This is a genomic window from Schnuerera sp. (genome assembly GCF_035459645.1).
Lineage (GTDB): Bacteria > Bacillota > Clostridia > Tissierellales > Tepidimicrobiaceae > Schnuerera.
Window position 1 is genome coordinate 1 of record NZ_DATHXO010000085.1, and the last position, 1698, is coordinate 1698.

1 protein-coding gene is annotated in these 1698 nt (G+C 31.6%); it reads left to right on the forward strand.

Translation table 11 applies throughout. The features are described from left to right. Positions 1 to 53: 53 nt before the first annotated feature. A partial coding sequence (locus tag VK998_RS02100; protein ID WP_325224949.1) for an endonuclease MutS2 occupies positions 54 to 1698 on the forward strand: 1645 nt, incomplete at its 3' end.

The window sequence follows — 1698 nt, forward strand, 5'->3', positions numbered from 1 at the left end:
GATATAACAAAGGGACATTATTTTAGAGGGGTTATATAACCAGAGGTGAGAATATGAACGAGAAAACATTTAGAGTATTGGAATATGAAAAGATTGTTGAAAAATTAATGGGAAAAGCAGAGTCAGAGTTGGGAAAACAGATGGTTAAAAATGTAAAGCCTTCCATCTCTATAGATGAAATAGAATACCTTCAGAGGGAAACTAAAGAAGCCCTAGGGTTAATAATAAAAAATGGCAATCCACCTCTCTTTGGTATATTTGATATATCCTATCAATTAAAAAGAGCTGAAATTGGTGGAATATTAAATCCAGCAGATTTGTTAAAAGTTTCAGATTCTCTAAGGGTATCTAGAAGTTTGAAAAAATATTTAAAACAATTAAAAGAAGAGGAAATGACCCAGTATCCTATTATTCAAGAATTGATTTATAGTCTAAGAGTTTTAAAACACGTTGAAGAAGAAATAAACAATGCAATAATAGGTGAAAATGAAATATCTGACAATGCAAGTCCTATGTTGAAAAAAATTAGAAGACAAATAATAAATAAGAATGATTCTGTAAGAAATAGATTGAACTCCATAATAAATTCACAAAAGTACAAGAAATTCCTTCAAGATAGTATAGTAACTATGAGGGAAGGAAGATATGTGGTTCCAATAAAACAGGAAAACAAAGCTTATTTTCCAGGTTTAGTCCATGATCAGTCTTCAAGTGGTGCCACCCTTTTTGTCGAACCTATGGCTGTAGTTGAATTAAACAATGAATTAAGAGAATTAGAAATAAAGGAAAGGGAAGAGATCCAAAAAATCCTCAACGAATTAACTTCTCTGGTAGCAGCAGAAGTAGAGAATATAAGAAATAATCAAAAAACATTACAAAGATTGGACTTTGTTTTTGCTAAAGGTAAATTAGCTTTAGAAATGAATGGGACTAAACCAATATTAAATAAAGATGGATATATAAATATAAAAAAAGCTCGTCACCCTTTACTAGATACAAAAGAAGTAGTCCCTATAGATATTTATATAGGAAAAGATTTCAACACCTTAGTAATTACAGGACCAAATACTGGAGGAAAGACTGTTACCTTAAAAACCGTTGGACTACTAACATTGATGGCACAGTCTGGAATACACATTCCAGCAGATTTTAATTCTGAAATCGGAGTATTTGATCAGGTATTTGCTGATATTGGAGATGAACAAAGTATAGAACAATCCTTAAGTACTTTTTCCTCTCATATGACCAATATTGTGGATATACTGGATAAAGTTGGGCAAAACAGTCTAGTCTTATTCGATGAACTAGGGGCAGGAACAGACCCTACAGAGGGAGCAGCATTAGCCATGTCTATCTTGGATCATCTTCTAAAGTTAAACATTAGAACCATTGCAACGACACATTATAGCCAGTTAAAAGTATATGCATTGACAACGGATAAAGTAAAAAATGCCTCTGTAGAATTCGATGTAGAGACTTTAAGTCCTACTTACAAATTATTAATAGGCGTTCCTGGTAAATCCAATGCCTTTGAAATATCAAAGAGGCTAGGTTTGCAAAACTATATAATAAAATATGCTAAAACCTTAGTATCCAAAGAAAATGTTGAATTTGAAGATGTATTAAAAGCTATAGACAAGGATAGAAAGATTATAGAAGAAAATAGATTTGAAACGGAAAAATTAAAAGATGAAGTAG